Here is a 21,602-nt window from a genome sequence, read left to right as displayed (position 1 = left end):
GTGTACCACTTCACCCGCGGACGAACCCTTATCCGCCGCGGCGCGGGGCGGGACTGACCTCGGGTCAGTGACCGGTCCGGCCGGTGAGGAAGCCCAGCAGGTCCTGGCGGGTGACGATGCCCTGCGGCTTGCCCTCGACCAGCACCACCGCGGCGTCGTCCTTCTCCAGCACGGTCATCAGGTTGGTGACCGTCTCGCCCGAGCCGACCACCGGCAGCGGCTTGGACATCACCTTGTCCAGCGTGTCGGTCAGCTGGATCTCGTTCGAGAAGACGCCCTCCAGCAGCAGCTTCTCCACCACCGAGCCGATCACCTCGCCGGCCATGATGTCGGGGTGCCCGGCGCCCGGCGAGACCACCGGCATCTGCGAGACGCCGTACTCGCGCAGCACCCGGACCGCCTCGGCGACGGTCTCGTTCGGGTGCATGTGGACGAACTGCGGGATGCCCTCGTGCTCGATGGCGTCCTTGCGGGCCAGCACCTCGCCGATGTGCGCCTCGTCGGTGGCCGACGGGAGGAAGCCGTAGTCGGCCATCCAGTCGTCGTTGAAGATCTTCGACAGGTAGCCGCGGCCGCCGTCCGGCAGCAGCACGACCACGACGTCGTCCGGGCCGAGGTCGCGGGCGACCTCCAGCGCGGCCACCACGGCCATGCCGCAGGAGCCGCCGACCAGCAGGCCCTCCTCCTTGGCGAGGCGGCGGGTCATCTGGAACGAGTCCTTGTCGGAGACGGCGACGATCCCGTCCGCGACGTTGCGGTCGTAGGCGGTCGGCCAGAAGTCCTCACCGACGCCCTCGACCAGGTACGGCCGGCCGGTGCCGCCGGAGTACACCGAGCCCTCCGGGTCGGCGCCGATCACCTTGACCTTGCCGCCGGAGACCTCCTTCAGGTAGTTGCCGGTGCCGGAGATGGTGCCGCCGGTGCCGACGCCGGCCACGAAGTGGGTGATCTTCCCCTCGGTCTGCTCCCACAGCTCCGGGCCGGTGGAGTAGTAGTGCGAGGCCGGGTTGTCCGGGTTGGAGTACTGGTCCGGCTTCCAGGCGTTGGGCGTCTCGCGGACCAGGCGGTCGGAGACGTTGTAGTAGGAGTCCGGGTGCTCCGGGGCGACGGCGGTCGGACAGACGACCACCTCGGCGCCGTACGCGCGCAGCGTGTTGATCTTGTCGGTGGACACCTTGTCGGGGCAGACGAAGATGCACTTGTAGCCCTTCTGCTGGGCCACGATCGCCAGGCCGACGCCGGTGTTGCCGGAGGTCGGCTCGACGATGGTGCCGCCGGGCTTCAGCGCGCCCGAGGCCTCGGCGGCCTCGATCATGCGCATCGCGATCCGGTCCTTCACCGAGCCGCCGGGGTTGAAGTACTCGACCTTCGCCAGCACGGTCGCGCTGATGCCCTCGGTGACCTTGTTCAGCTTGACCAGCGGCGTGTTGCCGACCAGGTCGATGATCGAGTTGTGGTACCGCACGGGGGTCCTCCCGGTTGTGGGCATGCGAGTGCTTTCGGTACTGCAAAGCCTAGGGCGTGCCACCGGCCCCAGCCCTCCCCCACGGCACACCCGCCACGCACCCCGCCACGCCGCCGCCCCGCCGCCGCCCCGGTCAGCGGCGCCGCACGACCCCTGCCACGAATGGCCCACCCCCGTCGTAGGCCGCCGCCAACGCGGGTAGGAGGGGTGTATCAGGTGCACTGGAGATGCCCCGCCGGGGGCGGCACGACGACGTGAAGGGGGCACCGGATGCCAGGGGCGCAGGAGTCGCGGGCCCGGGTGGCCCGCCGGATCGCCACCGCGGCGGCCTACGGCGGCGGGGGGCTCGGCCTGCTGGGGGTCGGCCTGGTCGGTGTGCTGCTGACCGAGAGCAAGCTGGCCATCCAGGCCATCGGCATGCTGGAGGGCGATCCGCCCAAGGCCAACGGCGTCTACGGCGAGGCCTTCGCCGACGGCACCGAACCCCAGCCCCCGCTGGTCCTGGCCTTCCTCGGCGACTCCACCGCCGCCGGCCTCGGCGTGCTGCGGGCCCGCGAGACACCCGGCGCGCTACTCGCGGCCGGACTGGCCTCGGTGGCCGAACGGCCGGTCCGGCTGGTCAACGTCGCCTTCTCCGGCGGGCGCTCCGTCGACCTCTCCGGGCAGCTGGAGCTGGCCCTGCCGCACCGCCCCGACATCACCGTGATCATGATCGGCGCCAACGACGTCACCCGGCACAGCCCCGCCCAGCTCGCGGTGCGCCAGCTCGGCGAGGCGGTCGCGGCGCTGCGCGCCAACGGCAGCGAGGTGGTGGTCGGCACCTGCCCCGATCTCGGCACCATCAAGCCGGTGCGCCCGCCGCTGCGCTGGGTGGCCCGGCGGCTCAGCCGGCAGCTGGCGGCCGCGCAGACCATCGCGGTGGTGGAGGCGGGCGGGCGCACGGTCTCGCTCGGCTCGCTGCTCGGGCCGGAGTTCGCGGCGCGCCCGGAGATGTTCGCGGCCGACCGCTACCACCCCTCGGCCCAGGGCTACGCGACCGCGGCGATGGCCGTCCTGCCCTCGGTCTGCGCCGCGCTCGGCCTCTGGCCGGAGGAGGAGCGGCCGGCCGGCCAGGTCCCCGGCGAGGCGGTGCTGCCGGTGGCGGTGGCCGCGGCGGCCGCGGCCGGCCGGTCGGGCACCGAGGTGGCCGCGGTCGGCGCCGAGGGCACCGTCCGGCGCTGGGCACTGCTGCGGCAGCGGCTGCGGGTCGGCCTGCCGGCCGCGGGGTCGGCGGAGCCGGCCGGGGAGCCCGGCCGGCCCCCGGCCGCGGACGGGAGCCCCGCGGACGGGAATACGTCGGCCAGCTCACACGCTGGTGCGGGTGACGCCTGACCTACCAGGCGGTAACTTTCCTCCCGGACGTCCCCGCCCGCCCGGCCCCGGGTCGGCCGGTCGCCCGGGCGCCCCTGCCCGAAGGACAGTCCGAAGGTCACTCAGCGAGGAGCCCGCCATGCCCGAAGCCGTCATCGTCAGCGCCGCCCGTTCGCCGATCGGCCGGGCCTTCAAGGGCTCCCTCAAGGACGTCCGCCCGGACGACCTGACCGCGCACATCATCGGCGCCGCGCTGGCCAAGGTGCCGCAGCTCGACCCGCGCGAGATCGACGACCTGATGCTGGGCTGCGGCCTGCCCGGCGGCGAGCAGGGCCACAACCTGGCCCGCATCGTGGCCGTCCAGATGGGGATGGACTACCTCCCCGGCGCCACCATCACCCGCTACTGCTCCTCCTCGCTGCAGACCACCCGGATGGCACTGCACGCGATCAGGGCCGGCGAGGGCGACGTCTTCATCTCGGCCGGTGTCGAGACCGTCTCGCGCAGCATCCACGGCACCTCGGACGGCATGCCGGGCACCATGAACCCGCTCTTCGACGAGGCCCAGGCCCGCACCGCCAAGCGCGCCGAGGAGGGCACCTGGGGGGCCGCGCGAAGCGCCTCGAACGAGGGTGGTGGCGGGCGACGGGCGGGCTGGCACGACCCGCGTGAGGACGGCCTGCTGCCCGACGCCTACATCGCCATGGGCCAGACCGCGGAGAACCTGGCCGCGCTCAAGGGCATCACCCGCGCCGAGCAGGACGAGTTCGGCGTCCGCTCGCAGAACCTCGCCGAGGCCGCCATCAAGGCCGGCTTCTGGGAGCGCGAGATCACCCCGGTCACGCTGCCCGACGGCACCGTGGTCAGCACGGACGACGGCCCGCGCGCCGGCGTCACCGTGGAGGGCGTCTCCGGCCTGAAGCCGGTGTTCCGCCCGGACGGCACCGTCACCGCCGGCAACTGCTGCCCGCTGAACGACGGCGCCGCCGCGCTGGTCATCATGTCCGACACCAAGGCCCGCGAGCTCGGCATCACCCCGCTCGCCCGGGTGGTCTCCACCGGCGTCAGCGCGCTCTCCCCCGAGATCATGGGCTACGGCCCGGTCGAGGCCTCGAAGCAGGCGCTCAAGCGCGCCGGGCTGACCATCGACGACATCGACCTGGTCGAGATCAACGAGGCCTTCGCGGCCCAGGTCATCCCGTCCTACCGGGACCTCGGCATCGACCTCGACAAGCTGAACGTCAACGGCGGCGCCATCGCGGTCGGCCACCCGTTCGGCATGACCGGCGCCCGGATCACCACCACGCTGATCAACTCGCTGCAGTGGCACGACAAGCAGTTCGGCCTGGAGACCATGTGCGTCGGCGGCGGTCAGGGCATGGCGATGGTCATCGAGCGGCTCAGCTGAGCCCCGCAGAGCGCACACCGCACGCCCGCGTCAACCCCCGGGGGTCCAGACCACCCGTTTGGAGTGACGCAGAGTAATTGAGGGCCGGATCACACCGCGAGGTCGATCCGGCCCTCTCTTCTTTCGATTCCGGACCGGAAATCGACGGTGCGGAGCGGATCAACTCCGCAGCGTAGAACGGTGTTACCTAACAATTTGGGGACAAGAGCGAAAGTCACGGACAAATTAGACATTCGCCACTGCGGTAACAGCCCCGCATGCGGCAGTGTGGAGACGTAACCCCGTTCCACTCCTCCCTAGGAGTACGTTCCGTGAGCGCCGTCTACACCATCCTGCTGCTGATCCTGATCGCCGTGTCGACCGCCGTGCTGCTCCACGTCCGGGGACTCTCCCGCAGGCTGGACGCGCAGGCCGCGGCCACCGCCGCACCCGCGCCGGTCGACGAGGCGGCGATACGCCGCGCCGTCGCCGAGGCGCTCGCCGCCGACCGCGAGCGGGAGATCACCGAGGCCCGGGCGTTCTGGGCCGAGCAGGAGGCCCGCGCGGCCGAGGACGCGCCGCTGTTCGACTCCCCGTTCGCGAGCGTGCTCGGCACCACCGACGAGTGGCCGCTCTTCTTCCCCCGCCCGACCGGGCCGCAGGAGGCCGTCGACAACGCGGGCACGATGGACCCGGAGTTCGGCGAGGCGCTGCGCTCCGCGCTGGAGGACCTGATCAACGAGGGCGGCGCCGCCCCGACCGAGCCCGGCACCGACGGCGGCGCCCCGCTGCGGCCCGGTCACCCGGCGGCCGGCCACCCGACCGGGCACCCGGCCGCGGACGCCGGCGGCGACGCGCGCGCCCGCCGCGAGGCCGACCTGCTCGCCACCGGCCTGGAGGCCGGTCTGCTGGACGCCGACGCCGCCGTCGAGGAGGCCCCGGCGGCCGCCCCGGACCCGCGCCGCCACCCCTCGCACCCCGACTTCGTGCCGAGCCAGGCGCCGTCCCGCGAGTGGACCGACACCCGGCTGACCGCGCTGGCCGAGGACCGCATCGCCCTGGTGGACGTCCGCCCCGGCCCGCTCGGCACCCTGGACGTGTACGCCTTCGCCGACGGCACCACGCTCTGCGTCGCCCCCGGCGACCGCGAGGCCGCGTACCGGCTGATCGACGCCGTCCGGGCCGGCGAGGACGTCCGGCTGCTCGGCGGCTCCCGGTTCTCCGGCTCCTATTCGCTGACCTTCTCGACCGACGAGGACGCCGTCTACGTACTCGCCGACCGGGTGGTCGCCAGCATCTGACCCGAGCGGCCGCCCGTGGCCGACCGCACACGCCGTACCCGAAAGCCGGCCGGATCGAAGGGGTTATCGATCCGGCCGGCTCTGTCGTCGCTCTGTTGTCGCTCTGTTGTCGCCCGCTCGCCCTCGGAGGGCGGGTCGGTGCCGCGGGAGCAGGATCAGGCGCAGAGGGTGGTGGTGGCCGCCACCTCGGCCAGGGCCGCGGTGAGCACCGCCGCGGCCGGCGCGGGCCCGCCCAGCGGCTCCGGGAGCGGCACCGGCGCCTCCGCCGGCAGCGCGGCCAGCGCGGCCGCCAGGTCGTGCCCGGCCACCGCAAGCTGGTCTCCGACCACGAAGGCCCCGGCGTCCGGGAACTCCCGCACCGGGCCGCCCTCCGCGCTCTGCGCGGCCGCCGCCAGCCACCGGGCGAGCGCCAGCGCGGCCGCCGCCCGCGAGGGGTGGCCGGGCACCGCGCCCAGCAGACGGCTCTGCGGCATCGAGCGGTAGCGGTCCGCCAGGGAGTCGACGGCTTCGACGAGGGAGGCTGTTTCGGGCATACCGGGAGCCTAAGGCCTGCCCCGTGGATCGGGCCGGGCCGGGCCGAACGCCCACCGGGCCCCGGAGCGCTCGGCTCCGGGGCCCGGTGGGAGTGCGCCTCGGCCGGAAGGGCCTGCGGCGCGGAGGTGGTGCGGGGTCAGTCGTCGCCGCGCAGGATGGCGATCAGCCGCAGCATCTCGATGTAGATCCAGACCAGCGACAGGGTGAGCCCGAAGGCGGCCCGCCAGGCCTCCTTCTGCGGGGCGCCCTGGGCGATGGCCTCCTCGATGGCCGCGAAGTCCAGCGAGAGGAAGAACGCGCCGAGGCCGATGCCGATCAGGCCGACCACGATGCCCAGCGGGCCGGAGCGCAGCCCCATGTCCGCACCGAACATCCCGGCGACCATGTTGACCAGCAGCAGCAGCACGAAGCCCATGGCGATCGCGATGCCGATCCGCGTGTAGCGCGGGGTGACCCGGATCCGGCCGGTCTTGTAGGCGATCAGCATCGCCGCGAAGACCGCCGCCGTTCCCAGCACCGCCTGGATCGCGATGCCCGGCCAGATGGTGTTGAACACCTTGGTGACGGCACCGAGCGCGAAGCCCTCCAGGCCCGCGTAGAGCAGGATCAGCGGCGGGCTGACGCTGCGCTTGAACGAGATCACCATGGCGACCACGAAGGCGATCAGCGAGGCGCCGCCGGCGAGCCCGAAATTCCGGTCGGGCAGTGCGAACCAGGCCACGCCACCGGCGGCGACCAGGGTGAGCAGCGTCATCGCGGTGCGCGCGACCACGTCGTCGAGCGTCATCCGACCCGTCGCCAGCGGACCGGCGGAGGGCGCGCGGTACATCTCCACCAGCTGGTCGTCGGTCAGCGGCTGCTGCCCCGGGGCCTGCTGGGCGTACGGGTTGTTGCCGTACGGGTTGTTGTCGTACGGACCGCTCCGGCCGTAGGGGTTGGTGGCGTAGGGGCTCCCGGCCTGCGGGGCCTGCGTGGTACCGAAACCCGCGTAGCCGGGCTCGCGGGTGAAGGACCCCTCCCGCGAGAAGACCGGGTTGCTGCTTCTCATTGCTCATTCCCTCCGTGGCGGCACTGCACCGCCCGAAGCACAAGGGTAATGGCTTGGCAAAGGAATCGGGATACGCCGCGAGGAGGATCCGCCGAACAGCACCCGGCGGGGACGCCGGATCGGCGTCCCCGCGAGAACGGTGCCCGGAGCCGGACTCGAACCGGCACGGCCTTTCGGCCAAGCAGTTTTAAGCTGCCCGTGTCTGCGTTCCACCATCCGGGCGTCCTGTGGACCGGCCGCGGCGGTGGCGGTGCTCCGTTCCATCGAGGCCACCCCTGAGCCTAGTCGCCCGCATCGCTCTTTCGCATGTTCCCAGCCGGGGAAGTTGTCATGTTTCCTTGCCATCTGACGAACAGTTCGTGATTTGGCCAGGGAAAGCGCGGGATCCGGCCACCGCACTCCGGTCAGGGTCGGTGTCATACCGGAGGATGAGGGCCCCACCTGGGCGTACGCCCAGCGGCGGTCGGACCAACCGTCCGGCGGAGCGACGAGAAGGGGGGTCGCAGGTCGGAGCATGGAGGTACGGCCGGAAGCCCCCCTCGGGGCCCGGCCGTCCAGCCGTCCCCGGCGCCGTCCGCAGCCCGCGATCCCAAGGAGCACCCCCGTGACCACGTCGACCGCAACCGCCGTCCGCACCGGCCGGGCGGCCGCCCGCGCCACCGGCCTGAACAAGGTCTACGGGGAGGGGGAGACCCGCGTCGTCGCCCTCGACAACGTCACCGTGGCCTTCGCCCAGGGCGAGTTCACCGCCATCATGGGCCCCTCCGGCTCCGGCAAGTCCACCCTCATGCACTGCATGGCCGGCCTCGACACCGTCTCCTCCGGCTCCTCCACCATCGGCGACACCGAACTCGTCGGCCTCAAGGACAAGCAGCTCACCCAGCTGCGCCGCGACCACATCGGCTTCATCTTCCAGGCCTTCAACCTCCTCCCCACCCTCACCGCCCTGGAGAACATCACCCTCCCTATGGACATCGCCGGCCGCAAGGCCGACAAGGCCTGGCTCGACCGCGTCGTCGACACCGTCGGCCTCTCCGGCCGCCTCAGCCACCGCCCCAGCCAGCTCTCCGGCGGTCAGCAGCAGCGCGTCGCCTGCGCCCGCGCCCTCGCCGGCAAGCCCGACATCGTCTTCGCCGACGAACCCACCGGCAACCTCGACTCCCGCTCCGGCGCCGAGATCCTCTCCTTCCTCCGCAACTCCGTCCGCGAACTCGGCCAGACCGTCGTCATGGTCACCCACGACCCCGTCGCCGCCGCCTACGCCGACCGCGTCGTCTTCCTCGCCGACGGCCGCATCGTCGACGAACTCACCCACCCCACCGCCGACACCGTCCTGGACCGCATGCGCCGCTTCGACGCCAAGGGCCGGACGAGCTGACGCTCCACCGGCAGCAGCCCGCCCCTCCGCAGACCACAGGACACCCCATGTATCGCACCGCACTGCGCAACGTGCTCGCCCACAAGGGCCGACTCCTGATGACGGCCCTGGCCGTCATGCTCGGCACCGCCTTCGTCGCCGGCACCATGGTCTTCTCCGACACGTTCGGCAAGGCCATGCGGGACAGCAACTCCAAGAGCTACTCGGACGTGTCGGTCCAGATCGTCGACCGGGCCGCGGGCACCTCCGCGACCGCCCGGGAGAAGAGCGAGAAGAGCCCCGCCACCCTGACCGACGCCACCGTCCAGCAGCTCGCCGCCCTGCCCGGGACGGCGAGCGCCCGCGGTGTGGTGAGCGGGTTCACCGGCGTCGCCGACAAGAACGGCAACCTGATCGGCAAGGCCTGGGCCGCCAAGGGCGCCAACTACTCCCCCGGCGCGGACGGCCGGGACGCCCGCTACCCGCTGGTCGAGGGCCAGGGCCCGAAGACCGGCAAGGAGGTCGCGCTCGACCGCAGGACCGCCGACAAGGGCGGCTACAAGGTCGGCGACACCGTCCGGGTCGCCTCCAACGGCCCGGTCGTCGAGGCGAAGCTCACCGGTGTCTTCAGCACCGACGACCCGGTGGTGAACTCCGGCGGCACGCTCACCCTGTTCGACCGTGCCACCGCCCAGCAGCTGCTGCTGGAGCCCGGCCGCTACAGCAGCATCGTGCTCACCGCCAAGCCCGGCACCACCGAGAGCGCCCTGCTCGCCCAGGCCCAGCAGAAGCTCCCGGACGGCGACCAGATCGACGCCGAGACCGGCCGGCAGCTCAAGGACGACGAGCAGAAGATGATCGAGTCCGGCACCGAGGCCATGCGGACCATGCTGCTCGCCTTCGCCGGGATCTCCCTCTTCGTCGGCATCTTCATCATCGCCAACACCTTCACCATGCTGGTCGCCCAGCGCACCAAGGAGCTCGCGCTGCTGCGGGCGATCGGCGCCAGCCGCAAGCAGGTCACCGGCTCGGTGCTGGTCGAGGCCCTGGTGATCGGCACCGTCTCCGCCGCGGCCGGCCTGGTGGCCGGTATCGGGATCGGTGCGGGTCTGCAGTCCCTCGTCGGCGCGCTGGACAGCGGCATGCCCAGCGGCTCCCTGGTCGTCAAGCCGATGACGGTGGCGGTCACCCTGGTGGTCGGCGTCCTGGTCACGGTGCTCTCCGCCCTGCTGCCCGCGATGCGGGCCTCCCGGATCGCCCCGGTCGCCGCGATGAGCAGCGGTGACCAGCCCGGCACCCAGAAGAGCCTGGTGGTGCGCAACACCATCGGTTCGGTGCTGACCGCCGGCGGTGTCGCGCTGATCGCCTTCGGCGCCTCCACCGGCAACAGCGACGGCCGGATGCCGGTCGCCCTCGGCGCCCTGCTCGCCCTGCTCGGCGTCTTCATCCTGCTGCCGCTGCTCTCCCGCCCGGTGATCGCCCTGGTCGGCCCGGTCCTCGGCCGGCTGTTCGGGACGCCCGGCAAGCTCGCCCGGCAGAACGCCGTCCGCAACCCGCGCCGCACCGCCGCCACCGCGGCCGCGCTCACCATCGGCCTGACCCTGGTCAGCGGCCTGACGGTGCTCGGCTCCTCGATCGGCGGCGCGATCGACAAGGCCGTCACCAGCACGATGAAGGCCGACTACGTGGTCGGGGCGGCGAACGGCATGGGCCTGTCGGAGAAGGTCCCGGCCGAGCTCGCGAAGGCCCCCGGCGTGGCCGCCTCCTCGCCGCTCACCACGGTCTACTGGAAGCTCAACGGCAGCACCCGGTCGATCACCGGCCTGAACGCGGACGGCTTCGACAAGCTCGTCGCGATGAAGATGACCAGCGGCTCGGCCGCCGCGCTCGGTCAGGGCAGGATCCTGGTCGACGCGGACGTGGCCAAGAAGAACGGCCTCGACACCGGCTCGACCGTCACGCTCACCTACCCGGACAAGTCCACCGGCACGGTCACCGTCGGCGGCGTCTACCAGGCGGGCGGGATGCTCGGCCCGGTCGTCCTGGCCAACACCGAGATCGTCAAGCACGAGCCCGAGCCGTACATCAGCGACGTCCTGGTCAAGGGCACCGACGGCGCGAGCGACACGCTGAAGCAGTCGCTCAAGAACGCCACCGGAGCCAACCCGGTGATCGAGGTCAAGTCGCTGCAGGACGTCCGGGACGAGTTCAGCCAGACCATCAGCTTCGCGCTGAACATGATGTACGGCCTGCTGGCGATGTCCGTGATCGTCGCGATCCTCGGGGTGGTCAACACGCTGGCCATGTCGGTCTTCGAGCGCAAGCGCGAGATCGGGATGCTGCGGGCGATCGGCCTGGACCGCGGCGGCATCAAGCGGATGGTCCGTCTGGAGTCCGTGGTGATCTCGGTCTTCGGCGCCGGGATCGGCGTCCTGCTCGGCTGCTTCGTGGCCTGGGCGATCAACGGCACGCTGAAGTCCAGCCTGCAGGGCCTGACCACGGTGCTCCCGTACGGGCAGCTGCTGCTCTTCCTGGCGCTGGCCGGTGTGGTCGGCCTGGTGGCCGCCTTCTGGCCCGCCCGCCGGGCCTCCAGGCTCGACATCCTGGCGAGCATCAAGACCGACTGACGCGAGGTCACCGAAGGCCCCGGGCAGCCGGGGCCTTCGCGCGTCCGGGCCCTTCCGCGTCCGGGCCTTCACGCGTCCGGGGCTCCGGCCGCCCGGGGCCGGATGCCGGTGAGACGCCCGGGGGCCGGACACGCGGGGGTCGGGCCCTTGCGCGCCCGGCCCCGGACACGGTGGTGCGAACGACGGAAGGCCCCCGCCGGAGGGTCCGGCTGGGGGCCTTCTCGTGCTGATGTACTCCGCCCGGTCGCACGGCCGGCTGAGCACCACGGAGGTCGTGGTCCGGCGACACTGCCGGGCGGAGGGCCTCCGACTCATACCCCGGTGCTCCCACACCGGGATCACAGTCGCTTACTTGCTGCTGGCGAGTTCCTTGTCGGCGGCCGGCTTGGCGGCCTCGACGGGCTTGGGCGCGGGGCCCGCGGCCTCCTGGAACGCCTCGAACGGCTTCTCCATCTGCGCCAGACCCACGGTCTCGCGCTTCAGGAAGATCGCCAGCGTCCAGTCGGTGAAGACGCGGATCTTGCGGTTCACGGTCGGGACCATGGCGCCGTGGTAGGCACGGTGGAACCACCAGGCCAGGCGGCCCTTCAGCTTCACCTTGCCGAAGAGGATCGCGACGCCCTTGTGCAGACCGAGACCGGCGACCGCACCGAGGTTCTTGTGCTTGTACTCCTTCTGCGGGAAGCCCCGCATGCCAGAGATCACGTTGTCGCCGAGGACGACGGCCTGACGGCAGGCGTGCTGCGCGTTCGGCGGGCACCAGGCGCCCTCGCCGGAGGCGAGGTCCGGCACCTGGGCGTTGTCGCCGGCGGACCAGACGTAGTCGAAGCCCTGGACCTGGAGGGTCGCCGCGGTGTCGACGTGGCCGCGCGGGCCGAGCGGCAGGCCGAAGTTGGCCAGCACCGGGTTCGGCTTCACGCCGGCCGTCCACACGATGGTGGAGGCGTCGACCTCGACGCCGTTCTTCAGCACGACGTGCTGGTCGACGCAGGAGTCCATCGAGGTCTCGATGAAGACCTCGATGTTGCGCTCCTCGAGCTTCTCCTTGGTCCACAGACCGAGGTCCGGGCCCACCTCGGGGAGGATGCGGTTGGCCGCCTCGACCATGATGAAGCGCATGTCTTCGCGGCTGACGGTCTTGTAGATCTTGGCGGCGTCGCGCGCCATGTCCTCGATCTCGGCGATCGTCTCGACGCCGGCGAAGCCACCGCCGACGACGACGAAGGTCAGGGCCTTGCGGCGGATCGCCTCGTCCGTGGTGGACTCGGCCTTGTCCAGCTGGGCCATGACGTGGTTGCGGAGGCTGATCGCCTCCTCGACCGTCTTCATGCCGATGCCGTGCTCCGCCAGACCCGGGATCGGGAAGGTGCGGGAGACCGAGCCGGTCGCGACGACCAGGTAGTCGAAGGGCAGCTCGTACGAGTCGCCGGCCGCGGGCTGGATGGTGGCGACCTTGCGGGCGTGGTCCACACCGGTGACCGCACCGGTGAGCACCTCCGCCTTCTTCAGGGCGCTGCGCAGCGGCGCGACGAGGTTGCGAGGCGCGACGTTGCCGCCGGCCGCCTCGGGAAGGAAGGGCAGGTACGTCATGTACGACCGCGGGTCCACGACCGTGACGGTCGCTTCGCCGTAGCGCATCTTCTTGAGGATGCGCATCGCGGCATACAGGCCGACGTAACCACCGCCGACAATGAGGATGCGAGGACGCTCCGTGGTGCTCATATCCGAAAGTATCCAGCACGCCCCGGAGCACTCTTCGTGAGCCCGCTCACAAGGTGCTGGACACCCCGTGCTACACTCCGCGCCCCCGTTTTCGGCCCCGGGGGCCGGCTCACGGCCGGTTCGACCCCCCTGTGAGCGCCCGCGCACCAACGGGCCCGCTGAGCAGCAACGATCCGTGTGGGGCCTGGGTTCCCGTGCATGATTTCGAATTTCAAACCTTCGGCGGGGCACAGCCTGCGATCCAGCGGGCGGCGGGCGGGGCAGGCCTTCAGTCCCACATTTCGGACGTTGCGGGCACGGGACCACGACGATTGACGGGATCGCCATGTGAAGAAATTCACGAACTTTGCCGCGCGACCCCGCGCGCGCCCCGGCCCCGGAGCCCCCGAGAGGGGTCCGGGGCCGGTCGGGTAAGGCCTGCGGACGGCCGACGGGCCGTACCCCGCAAGGGGTTCCGCGGAGAACCGGGGCGAGCCCGGCAGGGAGCCCGGCAGCGGCCGGGGAGGGCTCAGGAGGCGATGCTCCAGGCGATCCCGTCCAGGATGTCGTGCTCGCTGACGACCACCTCGGCGGCGCCGGTCCGCTCCATGATCTCCAGCAGCTCCAGCGCGCCGGCCGCGATCACGTCCACCCGGCCGGGGTGCATCGAGGGGATGGCCGCCCGCTGCTCGTGGGTGGCGGCCAGCAGCTCGTCGGCGACCCGGGCCACCTCCTCGCGGCTGATCCGCGAGTGGTGGATCGCCGCCGAGTCGTACCCGGGCAGGTCCTGGACGATCGCGGAGACCGTGGTGACCGTCCCCGCCAGGCCGACCAGGGTCGCGGCGCCGGTCAGCGGGACGACCTCCTCGGCCTTGTCCAGCTCCGCCCGGACGTGCGCGCGGGCCTCGGCGATCTGCTCCGCCGACGGCAGCTCGGCGCCGCCGAAGTGCCGCTCGGTGAGCCGGACGCAGCCGATGTCCACCGAGCGGGCCGCCTGGACGTCCTCCGCGCCCAGCACGAACTCGGTGGAGCCGCCGCCGAGGTCGAAGACCAGGTACGGCGCCGGGAACTGACCGCCGGTGAGCTCCTTGGTGGCGCCGACGAAGGAGAGGTGGGCCTCCTCCTCGCCGCTGACCACCTCGGGCGAGACGCCCAGGACGTCCCGCACGCCCTTGACGTACTCGTCGCTGTTCTCGGCGTCGCGGGAGGCGCTGGTGGCGACGAAGCGCAGCCGCTCCGGGCCGACGCCGAAGCCGCGGATGATCTCCGCGTACTCGCGGCAGGCCGCGAAGGTGCGGGCCAGCGCGTCGGGGTGGAGCCGGCCGGTGCGGTCCACGCCCTGGCCCAGCCGGTTGATGATCATCCGGCGGTCCAGGTCGGTGATCGCCCCGGTCTCCGGGTCGAGGTCCGCGACCAGCAGGCGGATCGAGTTGGTGCCGCAGTCGATAGCGGCCACCCTGGTCACCGTCATTCGCCGTCCTCCCCGGGCTCCTGCGCGGCGCGCTTGGCGGCGCGCTCGGCGGTCTTCCGCTCCTTGGCGGCGATCACCGCCGCGTGGTCCTCGTCCTTGGCGCGGTTGCGCAGGACCCGCTCGCCGGCGGCCTCGACCTCGGCCGGGGAGACGCACGGGCCCTTGGCCCACCAGTCCTCCAGCATGCCGAGCGCCTCGTCACCGAGCGGGTTGACGCCCTCGCCGGCCGCCAGCGAGTGACCGACCAGCACGTGCAGGCACTTCACCCGGTCCGGCATGCCGCCGGCGCTCGGGAAGCCCTCCAGCACCTCGATCGCGTCACGGCGGGCGATGTAGTCCTCGTGCGCCTTCTGGTAGGCCGCGGCCAGCTCCGGGTCCTCGGCGAGCCGGGCGGTCTGCTCCTTCATCACGCCGTCCGCCTCCAGGGTGCCGATCAGCGAGGCGGCCTTGGGGCAGGTCAGGTAGTAGAGGGTCGGGAACGGCGTGCCGTCCGCGAGCCGGGGGGCCGTCTCCACGACGTCCGGGTTGCCGCAGGGGCAGCGGTGCGCCACGCCGCGCAGACCGCGCGGGACCCGGCCGAGCTGGGCGGCGATGGCCGCGACGTCGGCGTCGGGAACGGAGGGGTGGTTCTCAGTGGTCATGGGGGGAGCTGGCTCCAGCGGGGGCAGTGGCGGGTGGAGAGGGCGGGGCGGTGTCGGCGGCGTCCACGGAGTCCCAGACGCTCGCGTACCAGGGCTTGGCGGCCTTCGCCGGGGCGGCGGCCGCACCGTCGGACGGCGCGGGCGGAGCCGCGGGGGGCTTGGCGGCGCTCTGGCCGGCCGGGTCCACCGCAATGTACGGGGTCTCCCCCGGCATCGCGTAGTGCAGCCGGGCGCGGGCCTGCGCCCTGACGTACTCCGGGTCCTGCCAGCGCGTCTTCTCCCGGCGCAGCTGCTCGACCTGCTGCCGGGCGTGCTCGGCCTTCGCCCGCTGGGCGGAGATCTCGGAGCGCTGGGAGATGAACTGCCGGGTCGGGTAGGCCAGGATCGCGACGAGGGAGCAGAGCACCAGGACGAGGACGGTCGCCCGGCTCGTGAAGCGGGGCCGGGCCGCCAAGCCCGGGATCCTCCAGCCTGCCATCTCCGGTGTCCCCTCCTGGTCGCGACGGTGGCGCCGCCCGGTCGCGACGGTGCCCCGCCGTCCACCCTACGGGGTGAACAGGCGGGGCACCGGCGGGAGCAGTGTGTGTCAGCCCTCGTGCTTACGGGGCTTACTGGTCCGCGGAGCGGAACCGCGGGAACGCGCCGCGGCCGGCGTACTCGGCGGCGTCGTCGAGGATCTCCTCGATGCGCAGCAGCTGGTTGTACTTGGCGACGCGCTCGGAGCGGGCCGGGGCACCGGTCTTGATCTGGCCGCAGTTGGTGGCGACGGCCAGGTCGGCGATGGTGACGTCCTCGGTCTCGCCGGAGCGGTGCGACATCATGCAGCGGTAGCCGTTGCGCTGGGCCAGCTCGACGGCGTCCAGGGTCTCGGTGAGCGAGCCGATCTGGTTCACCTTCACCAGCAGCGCGTTGGCGGTGCCGGTCTCGATGCCCTTGGCCAGGCGCTGCGGGTTGGTGACGAACAGGTCGTCGCCGACCAGCTGGACCTTGTCGCCCAGCTTGACGGTCATGGCCTTCCAGCCGTCCCAGTCCGACTCGTCCAGCGGGTCCTCGATGGAGACCAGCGGGTACGCGGCGACCAGCTCGGCGTAGTACTCGATCAGCTCGGCGGCCGAGAGGGACTTGCCCTCGAACTGGTAGGCGCCGTCCTTGAAGAACTCGGAGGCGGCGACGTCCAGGGCCAGCGCGATGTCGCGGCCGGGCACGTAGCCGGCCTTCTTGATGGCCTCGGTGATGAGGTCCAGGGCCTCGCGGTTGCTGTCCAGGTTCGGGGCGAAGCCGCCCTCGTCGCCGAGGCCGGTGGAGAGGCCGCGCTCCTTCAGGACGCCCTTGAGGGTGTGGTAGACCTCGACGCCCCAGCGGACGGCCTCGGAGAAGGACTCCGCGCCGATCGGCGCGATCATGAACTCCTGGATGTCGACGTTGGAGTCCGCGTGCGAGCCGCCGTTGAGGATGTTCATCATCGGGACCGGAAGGACGTGCGCGTTCGGGCCGCCCAGGTAGCGGAACAGCGGCAGGTCGCTGGCCTCGGAGGCGGCGTGCGCCACGGCCAGGGAGACGCCCAGGATGGCGTTGGCGCCGAGCGAGGACTTGTCCGGGGTGGCGTCCAGGTCGAGCATGGCCTGGTCGATCAGGCGCTGCTCGGTGGCGTCGTAGCCGACCAGCTCCGGGCCGATCTGCTCGATGACGGCCAGGACGGCCTTCTCCACGCCCTTGCCGAAGTAGCGGTTCTTGTCGCCGTCACGAAGCTCCAGCGCCTCGAAGGCACCGGTGGAGGCACCCGACGGGACGGCGGCACGGCCGGTGCTGCCGTCGTCGAGGCCGACCTCGACCTCGACCGTGGGGTTGCCACGCGAGTCGAGGATCTCACGGGCTACGACGACATCGATGGACGGCACGAAGCATCTCCTAGCGGAAGCAGGTCCGGCTGACGGTGGGTGCTGTCGGCCGGACGATTGCGGAGTCGTTACGACCAGAGCCTAACCGCACGGGCTCCCGGGGCCACGTCGACCATGGGTCCGTCTCAGCGTGTGGCCGCACTACCCACCGGTAGTTCACCTGGTTGCCCCGTGAAAGCGGTCCGGATGCGGACGAAGGGGGACGTATCCGGCCCCCTTCGTCCGCGCCGCCGGGCGGTGGCCCGGGTTCAGCGGCCGGTGGTTCAGCCGAGGTTGAGCACCTGGCCGGGCATGATCAGGTCGGGGTCGCCGCCCACGGTGCCGCGGTTGCCGTCGTACAGCGTCTGCCAGCCGCCGGACACGCCCTGGGCGGCGGCGATGCCGGCCAGCGTGTCGCCGGCCTGGACGGTGTAGCCGTGGCCGGTGCGCTGCTGGGGGGCCGGGTCGGCGTGGCCGGCCGGATCGGCGTGGCCGGTGGTCGGAGTCGGGCCGGCGCCCTGACCGATGTACCCGTCGGACGGACCGGCGTACTGGAGGGCGACCTCGGGGGTGTACTGACCGGCGTGCTGCCGGTACACGCTCTCGTGGCTGGTCCAGTACCAGGCGCCGTCGCTCTGGTACCAGTACACCTTCGCGTCGGCGTCCCAGCCGCCCTGGCCGGAGAAGCCGGGGGCCTTGGCGTCCTGCTGCGCGGGCTGCTGGGCGGCGGGCTTCGGGGCCTGCTGCTGGGCGGGCTTCTGAGCCGGCTTCGGCGCGGCGGGCTTCGGCTGGGCGGGCTTCGGCGCGGCGGGCTGCTGCGCCGCCGGCTTCGCGTCCGTGGAGGCGTCGACCTCGGCCGCGGCGCCGCCCTTGCTCAGGCCCGCCCGCTTGGAGCAGACCGGCCAGGCGCCCGGCCCCTGCGAGGCGAGGACCTTCTCGGCCACCGCGATCTGCTGCCCCTTGCTGGCCTGGTTGGCCTGCGCCGCGTACGCGGTGCCGCCGTACGCCTTCCAGGTGCTGGAGGTGAACTGCAGGCCGCCGTAGAAGCCGTTGCCGGTGTTGATGCTCCAGTTGCCGCCGCTCTCGCACTGGGCGACCGCGTCCCAGGTGGAGACGGGGGCCGCCGAGGCGCCGGTGGCGGTGAGGAGCGGCATCGCGAGTCCGACGCCGGCCACACCGGCGACGGCGATGGCCTTCTCGGCCTGGGTGCGGCGGCGGTGGCGGCCAGTTCCAACGAACAGCATGAAGACGTCCCTCTCCGCACGCCTGCGAGGTGAGCTGTCGGGTTCGGACCGGGAGGTGGCCCGGCCGCGTGTCGCGAGGCGTTCTGCCCGCGACTGCGGCTTCACCCCAAGCCGTGGAGGACGGCAACAAACCTGGGTCCCCCGCCCCTGCCCAGGGTTCTGGTCGGTTTCCCGTGGCGCGGCGGGCAGGATTCGGCGTTCCGCGCACGAGGTCCGCAGCTGCGAACTCCAGGGAGAGTAGACAGATCCTCACACCAATCACAAGCTCATATCGCCGATATCACACAGAAATTACGGCACACGGTCGATCGCCTACAAACGGAGGCGGTATGTCCGGATTGATGGTGGTTCAACCCCCCTGTTGGGCCGTCTCTGAGACGCCGCGTCAGCGTGTCGAGCCGCCGGCCGGAGGACGCGCGGGCCGCTGCGAGCGGTTCCCGGCCGTGATCAGACGGGCTTCTTCTCCGCGTTCTCCGGAGTGAATTCGACCGGAAGTTCACGAAGTCCACGCATGATCAGACCACCGCGCCACCGCAGATTCTCCGGGCTTTCGGCGAGCTGCAGATCGGGCAGCCGGGTGAGCAGCGTGGCCAGCGCGGCACGGCCCTCCAGACGGGCCAGCGGAGCGCCGATGCAGTAGTGGATGCCGTGCCCGAAGCCGAGGTGCGGGTTGTCCGTCCGGGCCAGGTCGAGGGTGTTCTCGTCGGCGAACCGCGCCGGGTCCCGGTCCGCCGCCGCGAGTACCACCAGCACCGGGTCGCCCACCGGGATCTCCACCCCGCCGATGGTCAGCGGGCTGGTCGCGAACCGCCAGGTGGCCAGTTCCACCGGCCCGTCGTAGCGGAGCAGTTCCTCGATCCCGGTCTCCAGCAGGCCGGTCTCGCCGCGGGCGATCGAATCCTGCAGCAGCGCCCGCTGCCCGGGGTTGCGCAGCAGCGCGTAGGTGCCGTTGCCGATCAGGTTGACGGTCGTCTCGAACCCGGCGAACAGCAGGATGAAGGCCATCGCCGCGGCCTCGTTCTCGGTCAGGTGCTCGCCGTGGTCGCTGGCCCGGATCAGCCCCGAGATCAGGTCGTCGCCGAGGTCGGCCCGCTTGCGGTGGATCAGCTCCGCCAGGTACGAGCGCATCCGCTTCACCGCCCGCCCCACGCCGCCGCGCTGCCCGCCGCCGTGGCGGATCATCATGCCCGCCCAGTCGCGGAAGTCGTCCTGGTCCTCGGCGGGCACACCGAGCAGGTCGCAGATCGCGTAGATGGGGAGTGGGAAGGCGAACTCGTGGATCAGGTCGGCGCTGCCGCGGGCCGCGAAGCCGTCGATCAGCCGGTCGGTGAGCTGCTGCACCCGGGGCTCGAACGCGGCCACCCGGCGCGGGGTGAACGCCTTCGAGACCAGGCGGCGCAGCCGGGTGTGGTCCGGCGGGTCGATGTTCAGCAGGTGCGTCATCAGGTTGGCCTGCCGCTCGCCCGGGATGCCGACCCGGCCGGTGCGGTGCGCGTGCGCGCTGTGGTGGACCGGGTTCTTGGAGAGCCGGCTGTCGGCGAGCGCCTGCCGGGCGTCCGCGTACCTGGTCACCAGCCAGGCCTCCACCCCGCTCGGCAGGGTCGTGCGGTGCACCGGCTCGTGCTCCCGCAGCCACGCGTACGCCGGGTACGGATCGGCGGCGAACTCCCAGGTGAAGAGCGACGGGCGGGCGGGATCGGGCTGAACTGGCATGGGTCGACCGTATCCGGTGGAGATCGCCCGTACGGCAGGCGTGAGCCTGGTCACCTGAGGGGTAATTCCTGTTGCGGAGGATCGGGACGAGCCTACGATCCTCCGCAAAGCACGTGTGTGGGCGCCGGTGCGGAGCCGCCCACCAGGGAGGAGCGCACCATGCGGGTCACCGGGGCAGTCGTCGTGATCGCGGTACTCGACGGCGGGTCGGGGGCCGACCTCGCGCGCCGTTTCACCGCGGCCGGCGCCGCCGGCGTCCTCATCGCGGACGAGCAGGTCGGCATCGCCGAGGACCTCGCCACCGAGCTCGACCGGCCGGGCTGTCCGGTCGTCGGCGTCTGCGGTGACGTCCGGCGCCCCAGCGACGTCGCCGCCCTCGTCGACACCGCCGAGAAGCACCTCGGGCCGATCGACCTGTTCTGCGTCGCCGGCCCGGACGGCGAGCGGATCGTCTCGCTGGCCGACCTGCCCGACCACCTCGACCTGGAGCGGCTCGCGGAGCTGCTGCAGCTGGTCGGCGAGGCCATCGGCGAGGTGGTCGTGCCGCAGCCGCGCCGGCCTGTGGAGGAGGCGGCGCGCGTCTGAGCGCGCCCGCCGGCGGCTCCGCGGGCGGGCTCGCGTCGCCCGCAGAGCCCGGCCGCTCCGGCCTACTCGGGCTTGAGCCCCTCGGCCGTGCGGACGGCCTCCCGGTAGCCGCGCGCGGCCGCCCGCAGCGCCGCGTCCACGTCCACGTCCGCGTCGTGCGCCCGCTGCGCCACGGCGAGCAGCAGCACGCCCGCCGACTCCGCGGTCAGCTCCGCCGGCAGCTCGTACGGCGCGTCCGGCACGCCCGTGAACCCGGCCCGGCGGACCCGGGAGACCAGCTTCGCCGCGTACGCCAGCGCCGGCAGCCCGGCCGGCACGCCGTCCAGCACCGACTCGCGCCCGGACTTCTCGGCGGCCTTCAGGGCCTCCCAGTTCGCCTCGACCTCGGCGGCGCCCTCGGCCTGCGCGTCGCCGAACACGTGCGGGTGCCGGTACATCAGCTTCTCCACGAGGTCGCCCGCGACGTCGTCGATGGAGAAGGCGTCGGTGGGGTGCTCCTCGGCGATCCGGGAGTGGAAGAAGACCTGGAGCAGGACGTCGCCGAGCTCCTCGCGGAGCGTCTCGCGGTCATCCTCCTCGATCGCCTCGACCAGCTCGTAGGCCTCCTCGACCAGGTACTTCACCAGGCTGGCGTGGGTCTGCTCGGCGTCCCACGGGCAGCCCCCGGGCGAGCGGAGGCGGTCCATCACCGAGACCAGGTCCAGCAGCCGGGCGCCCGGCAGGTCGTAGGAGCCGGGCAGCACCTCGATCTCCGGCACCTCGCCCGCGTGTTCGACCGCGAGGCGCGCGAGCGCGTCGGTCAGGCCCGGGTCGCCGTCGGGGCTGCCCAGCCAGAGCGTCGTGCCCGCACCGGCCGGCTGCCCGGTCAGCGTCCGGGCCAGCGCCGGCGCGGAGGCGGGGGCCACGATCTCCACCTCGACCCCGGCCTGGCGCACCGCGGCCACCTGCGGGTGCCCCTCGTCGGAGGCCAGCACCCGCCCGGCCGAGCGCAGGGCCTCCCACGCCGGCCAGGACAACAGTCCGGGGGCCACTCGGTGGGTGGTGGTGAGCAGGATCAGCTTCGCGCCGGGGAGGTTCGTCACACCTCGAACCTACCTGGGCCGCCCCGGCGGCCGCTTCCGCATTCCGCCCGGTCCGTGCACTGCCGGGGCCGCTCCCCGCACCGGGGCGGTGCACACCGCCGGGGCACGAGGGTCTCTCGTTCGGATCTTGTCGGATGAGCGCGCGGCGTTGGAGTGCGTGCATCGGCGGTGCGGAGGAGGGAGTCCATGCGGAGCATCGGCGACCGACGACAAGCCGTC

The 21,602-nt window shown here is 72.4% G+C and carries 17 protein-coding genes, 1 tRNA gene and 1 riboswitch; of the genes, 6 read left to right on the top strand and 12 right to left on the bottom strand.

All coding sequences use genetic code 11. The features are described from left to right. Nucleotides 1–64 precede the first annotated feature (64 nt). Entirely contained in the window at nucleotides 65–1,489 is a 1,425-nt protein-coding gene (locus tag RMN57_RS23495) for a cystathionine beta-synthase (RefSeq protein WP_396327944.1), read from the bottom strand. Between the two features lie 246 nt (nucleotides 1,490–1,735). On the opposite strand from RMN57_RS23495, the gene RMN57_RS23490 reads away from it, so the two are divergent. From RMN57_RS23490 to RMN57_RS23480, 3 genes are all read left to right on the top strand, one after another. After that, on the top strand, nucleotides 1,736–2,836 hold the full coding sequence (locus RMN57_RS23490) for an SGNH/GDSL hydrolase family protein (RefSeq protein WP_313765310.1): 1,101 nt from the start codon (nucleotides 1,736–1,738) through the stop codon (nucleotides 2,834–2,836). A gap of 118 nt (nucleotides 2,837–2,954) precedes the next feature. Beyond that, nucleotides 2,955–4,223, top strand: coding sequence for an acetyl-CoA C-acetyltransferase (locus RMN57_RS23485; RefSeq protein WP_313765309.1), 1,269 nt, complete (start codon nucleotides 2,955–2,957; stop codon nucleotides 4,221–4,223). 311 nt (nucleotides 4,224–4,534) lie between these two features. Beyond that, nucleotides 4,535–5,503: a hypothetical protein gene (locus RMN57_RS23480; protein ID WP_313765308.1), complete on the top strand. Its 969-nt coding sequence runs from the start codon at nucleotides 4,535–4,537 to the stop codon at nucleotides 5,501–5,503. A gap of 155 nt (nucleotides 5,504–5,658) precedes the next feature. On the opposite strand, the gene RMN57_RS23475 is transcribed toward RMN57_RS23480, so the two are convergent. The 3 genes from RMN57_RS23475 to RMN57_RS23465 all read right to left on the bottom strand — a co-directional run bounded on the left by RMN57_RS23475 (nucleotide 5,659) and on the right by RMN57_RS23465 (nucleotide 7,307). Next, entirely contained in the window at nucleotides 5,659–6,036 is a 378-nt protein-coding gene (locus tag RMN57_RS23475; RefSeq protein ID WP_313765307.1) for a hypothetical protein, read from the bottom strand. A 137-nt stretch (nucleotides 6,037–6,173) separates the two neighbouring features. Then, entirely contained in the window at nucleotides 6,174–7,085 is a 912-nt protein-coding gene (locus RMN57_RS23470) for a Bax inhibitor-1/YccA family protein (protein ID WP_313765306.1), read from the bottom strand. Nucleotides 7,086–7,225: 140 nt separating this feature from the next. Then, nucleotides 7,226–7,307 (bottom strand) — tRNA-Leu (locus RMN57_RS23465). 382 nt (nucleotides 7,308–7,689) lie between these two features. Here RMN57_RS23465 and RMN57_RS23460 point away from each other — a divergent pair. Together RMN57_RS23460 and RMN57_RS23455 are read left to right on the top strand one after the other, a co-directional pair. Further along, nucleotides 7,690–8,463: an ABC transporter ATP-binding protein gene (locus RMN57_RS23460; RefSeq protein WP_313765305.1), complete on the top strand. Its 774-nt coding sequence runs from the start codon at nucleotides 7,690–7,692 to the stop codon at nucleotides 8,461–8,463. Between the two features lie 47 nt (nucleotides 8,464–8,510). Continuing rightward, nucleotides 8,511–11,069, top strand: a complete 2,559-nt coding sequence (locus tag RMN57_RS23455) for an FtsX-like permease family protein (RefSeq protein ID WP_313765304.1) — start codon at nucleotides 8,511–8,513, stop codon at nucleotides 11,067–11,069. 348 nt (nucleotides 11,070–11,417) lie between these two features. On the opposite strand, the gene RMN57_RS23450 is transcribed toward RMN57_RS23455, so the two are convergent. The 7 genes from RMN57_RS23450 to RMN57_RS23420 form a co-directional block, all read right to left on the bottom strand. Beyond that, nucleotides 11,418–12,791 (bottom strand): FAD-dependent oxidoreductase, encoded by a 1,374-nt coding sequence (locus tag RMN57_RS23450; protein WP_313765303.1) that lies wholly within the window; start codon nucleotides 12,789–12,791, stop codon nucleotides 11,418–11,420. Nucleotides 12,792–13,299: 508 nt separating this feature from the next. Then, entirely contained in the window at nucleotides 13,300–14,235 is a 936-nt protein-coding gene (locus RMN57_RS23445; RefSeq protein ID WP_313767931.1) for a Ppx/GppA phosphatase family protein, read from the bottom strand. A 2-nt stretch (nucleotides 14,236–14,237) separates the two neighbouring features. Then, nucleotides 14,238–14,900, bottom strand: coding sequence for a DUF501 domain-containing protein (locus RMN57_RS23440; RefSeq protein ID WP_380237656.1), 663 nt, complete (start codon nucleotides 14,898–14,900; stop codon nucleotides 14,238–14,240). After that, on the bottom strand, nucleotides 14,872–15,360 hold the full coding sequence (locus RMN57_RS23435; protein WP_313765301.1) for a septum formation initiator family protein: 489 nt from the start codon (nucleotides 15,358–15,360) through the stop codon (nucleotides 14,872–14,874). Before RMN57_RS23435 ends, RMN57_RS23440 begins: the two co-directional genes overlap by 29 nt. Before the next feature lie 130 nt (nucleotides 15,361–15,490). Next, nucleotides 15,491–16,780 (bottom strand): phosphopyruvate hydratase, encoded by a 1,290-nt coding sequence (gene eno / locus RMN57_RS23430; protein ID WP_313765300.1) that lies wholly within the window; start codon nucleotides 16,778–16,780, stop codon nucleotides 15,491–15,493. Between the two features lie 263 nt (nucleotides 16,781–17,043). After that, nucleotides 17,044–18,003, bottom strand: coding sequence for a transglycosylase family protein (locus tag RMN57_RS23425; RefSeq protein WP_313765299.1), 960 nt, complete (start codon nucleotides 18,001–18,003; stop codon nucleotides 17,044–17,046). A 5-nt stretch (nucleotides 18,004–18,008) separates the two neighbouring features. Then, a riboswitch (cyclic di-AMP (ydaO/yuaA leader) is annotated at nucleotides 18,009–18,178 on the bottom strand. Nucleotides 18,179–18,450: 272 nt separating this feature from the next. Next, entirely contained in the window at nucleotides 18,451–19,716 is a 1,266-nt protein-coding gene (locus tag RMN57_RS23420) for a cytochrome P450 (protein WP_313765298.1), read from the bottom strand. A 159-nt stretch (nucleotides 19,717–19,875) separates the two neighbouring features. Between RMN57_RS23420 and RMN57_RS23415 the strand changes: the two genes are divergently transcribed. Further along, complete coding sequence (locus RMN57_RS23415; RefSeq protein ID WP_313765297.1) at nucleotides 19,876–20,301, top strand: SDR family NAD(P)-dependent oxidoreductase; 426 nt, start codon at nucleotides 19,876–19,878, stop codon at nucleotides 20,299–20,301. A gap of 62 nt (nucleotides 20,302–20,363) precedes the next feature. Here the strand turns inward: RMN57_RS23415 and RMN57_RS23410 are convergent, their stop codons facing one another. Continuing rightward, nucleotides 20,364–21,383 carry a MazG family protein gene (locus RMN57_RS23410; protein WP_313765296.1) on the bottom strand — a complete coding sequence of 340 codons (1,020 nt, stop codon included), beginning with the start codon at nucleotides 21,381–21,383 and terminating at the stop codon, nucleotides 20,364–20,366. Between the last annotated feature and the right edge of the window lie 219 nt (nucleotides 21,384–21,602).

It is taken from the genome of Kitasatospora sp. CM 4170 (genome assembly GCF_032110285.1).
In the GTDB taxonomy this organism is placed as follows: domain Bacteria; phylum Actinomycetota; class Actinomycetes; order Streptomycetales; family Streptomycetaceae; genus Kitasatospora; species Kitasatospora aburaviensis.
This window is presented reverse-complemented; position numbering and strand designations above follow the sequence as displayed.

Excerpts from the sequence above, each read along its gene's own strand:
- RMN57_RS23495 (WP_396327944.1), bottom strand. The coding sequence starts at position 1,489 with ATGCCCACAACCGGGAGGACCCCCGTGCGGTACCACAACTCGATCATC.
- RMN57_RS23490 (WP_313765310.1), top strand. The coding sequence starts at position 1,736 with ATGCCAGGGGCGCAGGAGTCGCGGGCCCGGGTGGCCCGCCGGATCGCC.
- RMN57_RS23485 (WP_313765309.1), top strand. The coding sequence starts at position 2,955 with ATGCCCGAAGCCGTCATCGTCAGCGCCGCCCGTTCGCCGATCGGCCGG.
- RMN57_RS23475 (WP_313765307.1), bottom strand. The coding sequence starts at position 6,036 with ATGCCCGAAACAGCCTCCCTCGTCGAAGCCGTCGACTCCCTGGCGGAC.
- RMN57_RS23470 (WP_313765306.1), bottom strand. The coding sequence starts at position 7,085 with ATGAGAAGCAGCAACCCGGTCTTCTCGCGGGAGGGGTCCTTCACCCGC.
- RMN57_RS23455 (WP_313765304.1), top strand. The coding sequence starts at position 8,511 with ATGTATCGCACCGCACTGCGCAACGTGCTCGCCCACAAGGGCCGACTC.
- RMN57_RS23450 (WP_313765303.1), bottom strand. The coding sequence starts at position 12,791 with ATGAGCACCACGGAGCGTCCTCGCATCCTCATTGTCGGCGGTGGTTAC.
- RMN57_RS23435 (WP_313765301.1), bottom strand. The coding sequence starts at position 15,360 with ATGGCAGGCTGGAGGATCCCGGGCTTGGCGGCCCGGCCCCGCTTCACG.
- RMN57_RS23425 (WP_313765299.1), bottom strand. The coding sequence starts at position 18,003 with ATGCTGTTCGTTGGAACTGGCCGCCACCGCCGCCGCACCCAGGCCGAG.
- RMN57_RS23420 (WP_313765298.1), bottom strand. The coding sequence starts at position 19,716 with ATGCCAGTTCAGCCCGATCCCGCCCGCCCGTCGCTCTTCACCTGGGAG.
- RMN57_RS23415 (WP_313765297.1), top strand. The coding sequence starts at position 19,876 with ATGCGGGTCACCGGGGCAGTCGTCGTGATCGCGGTACTCGACGGCGGG.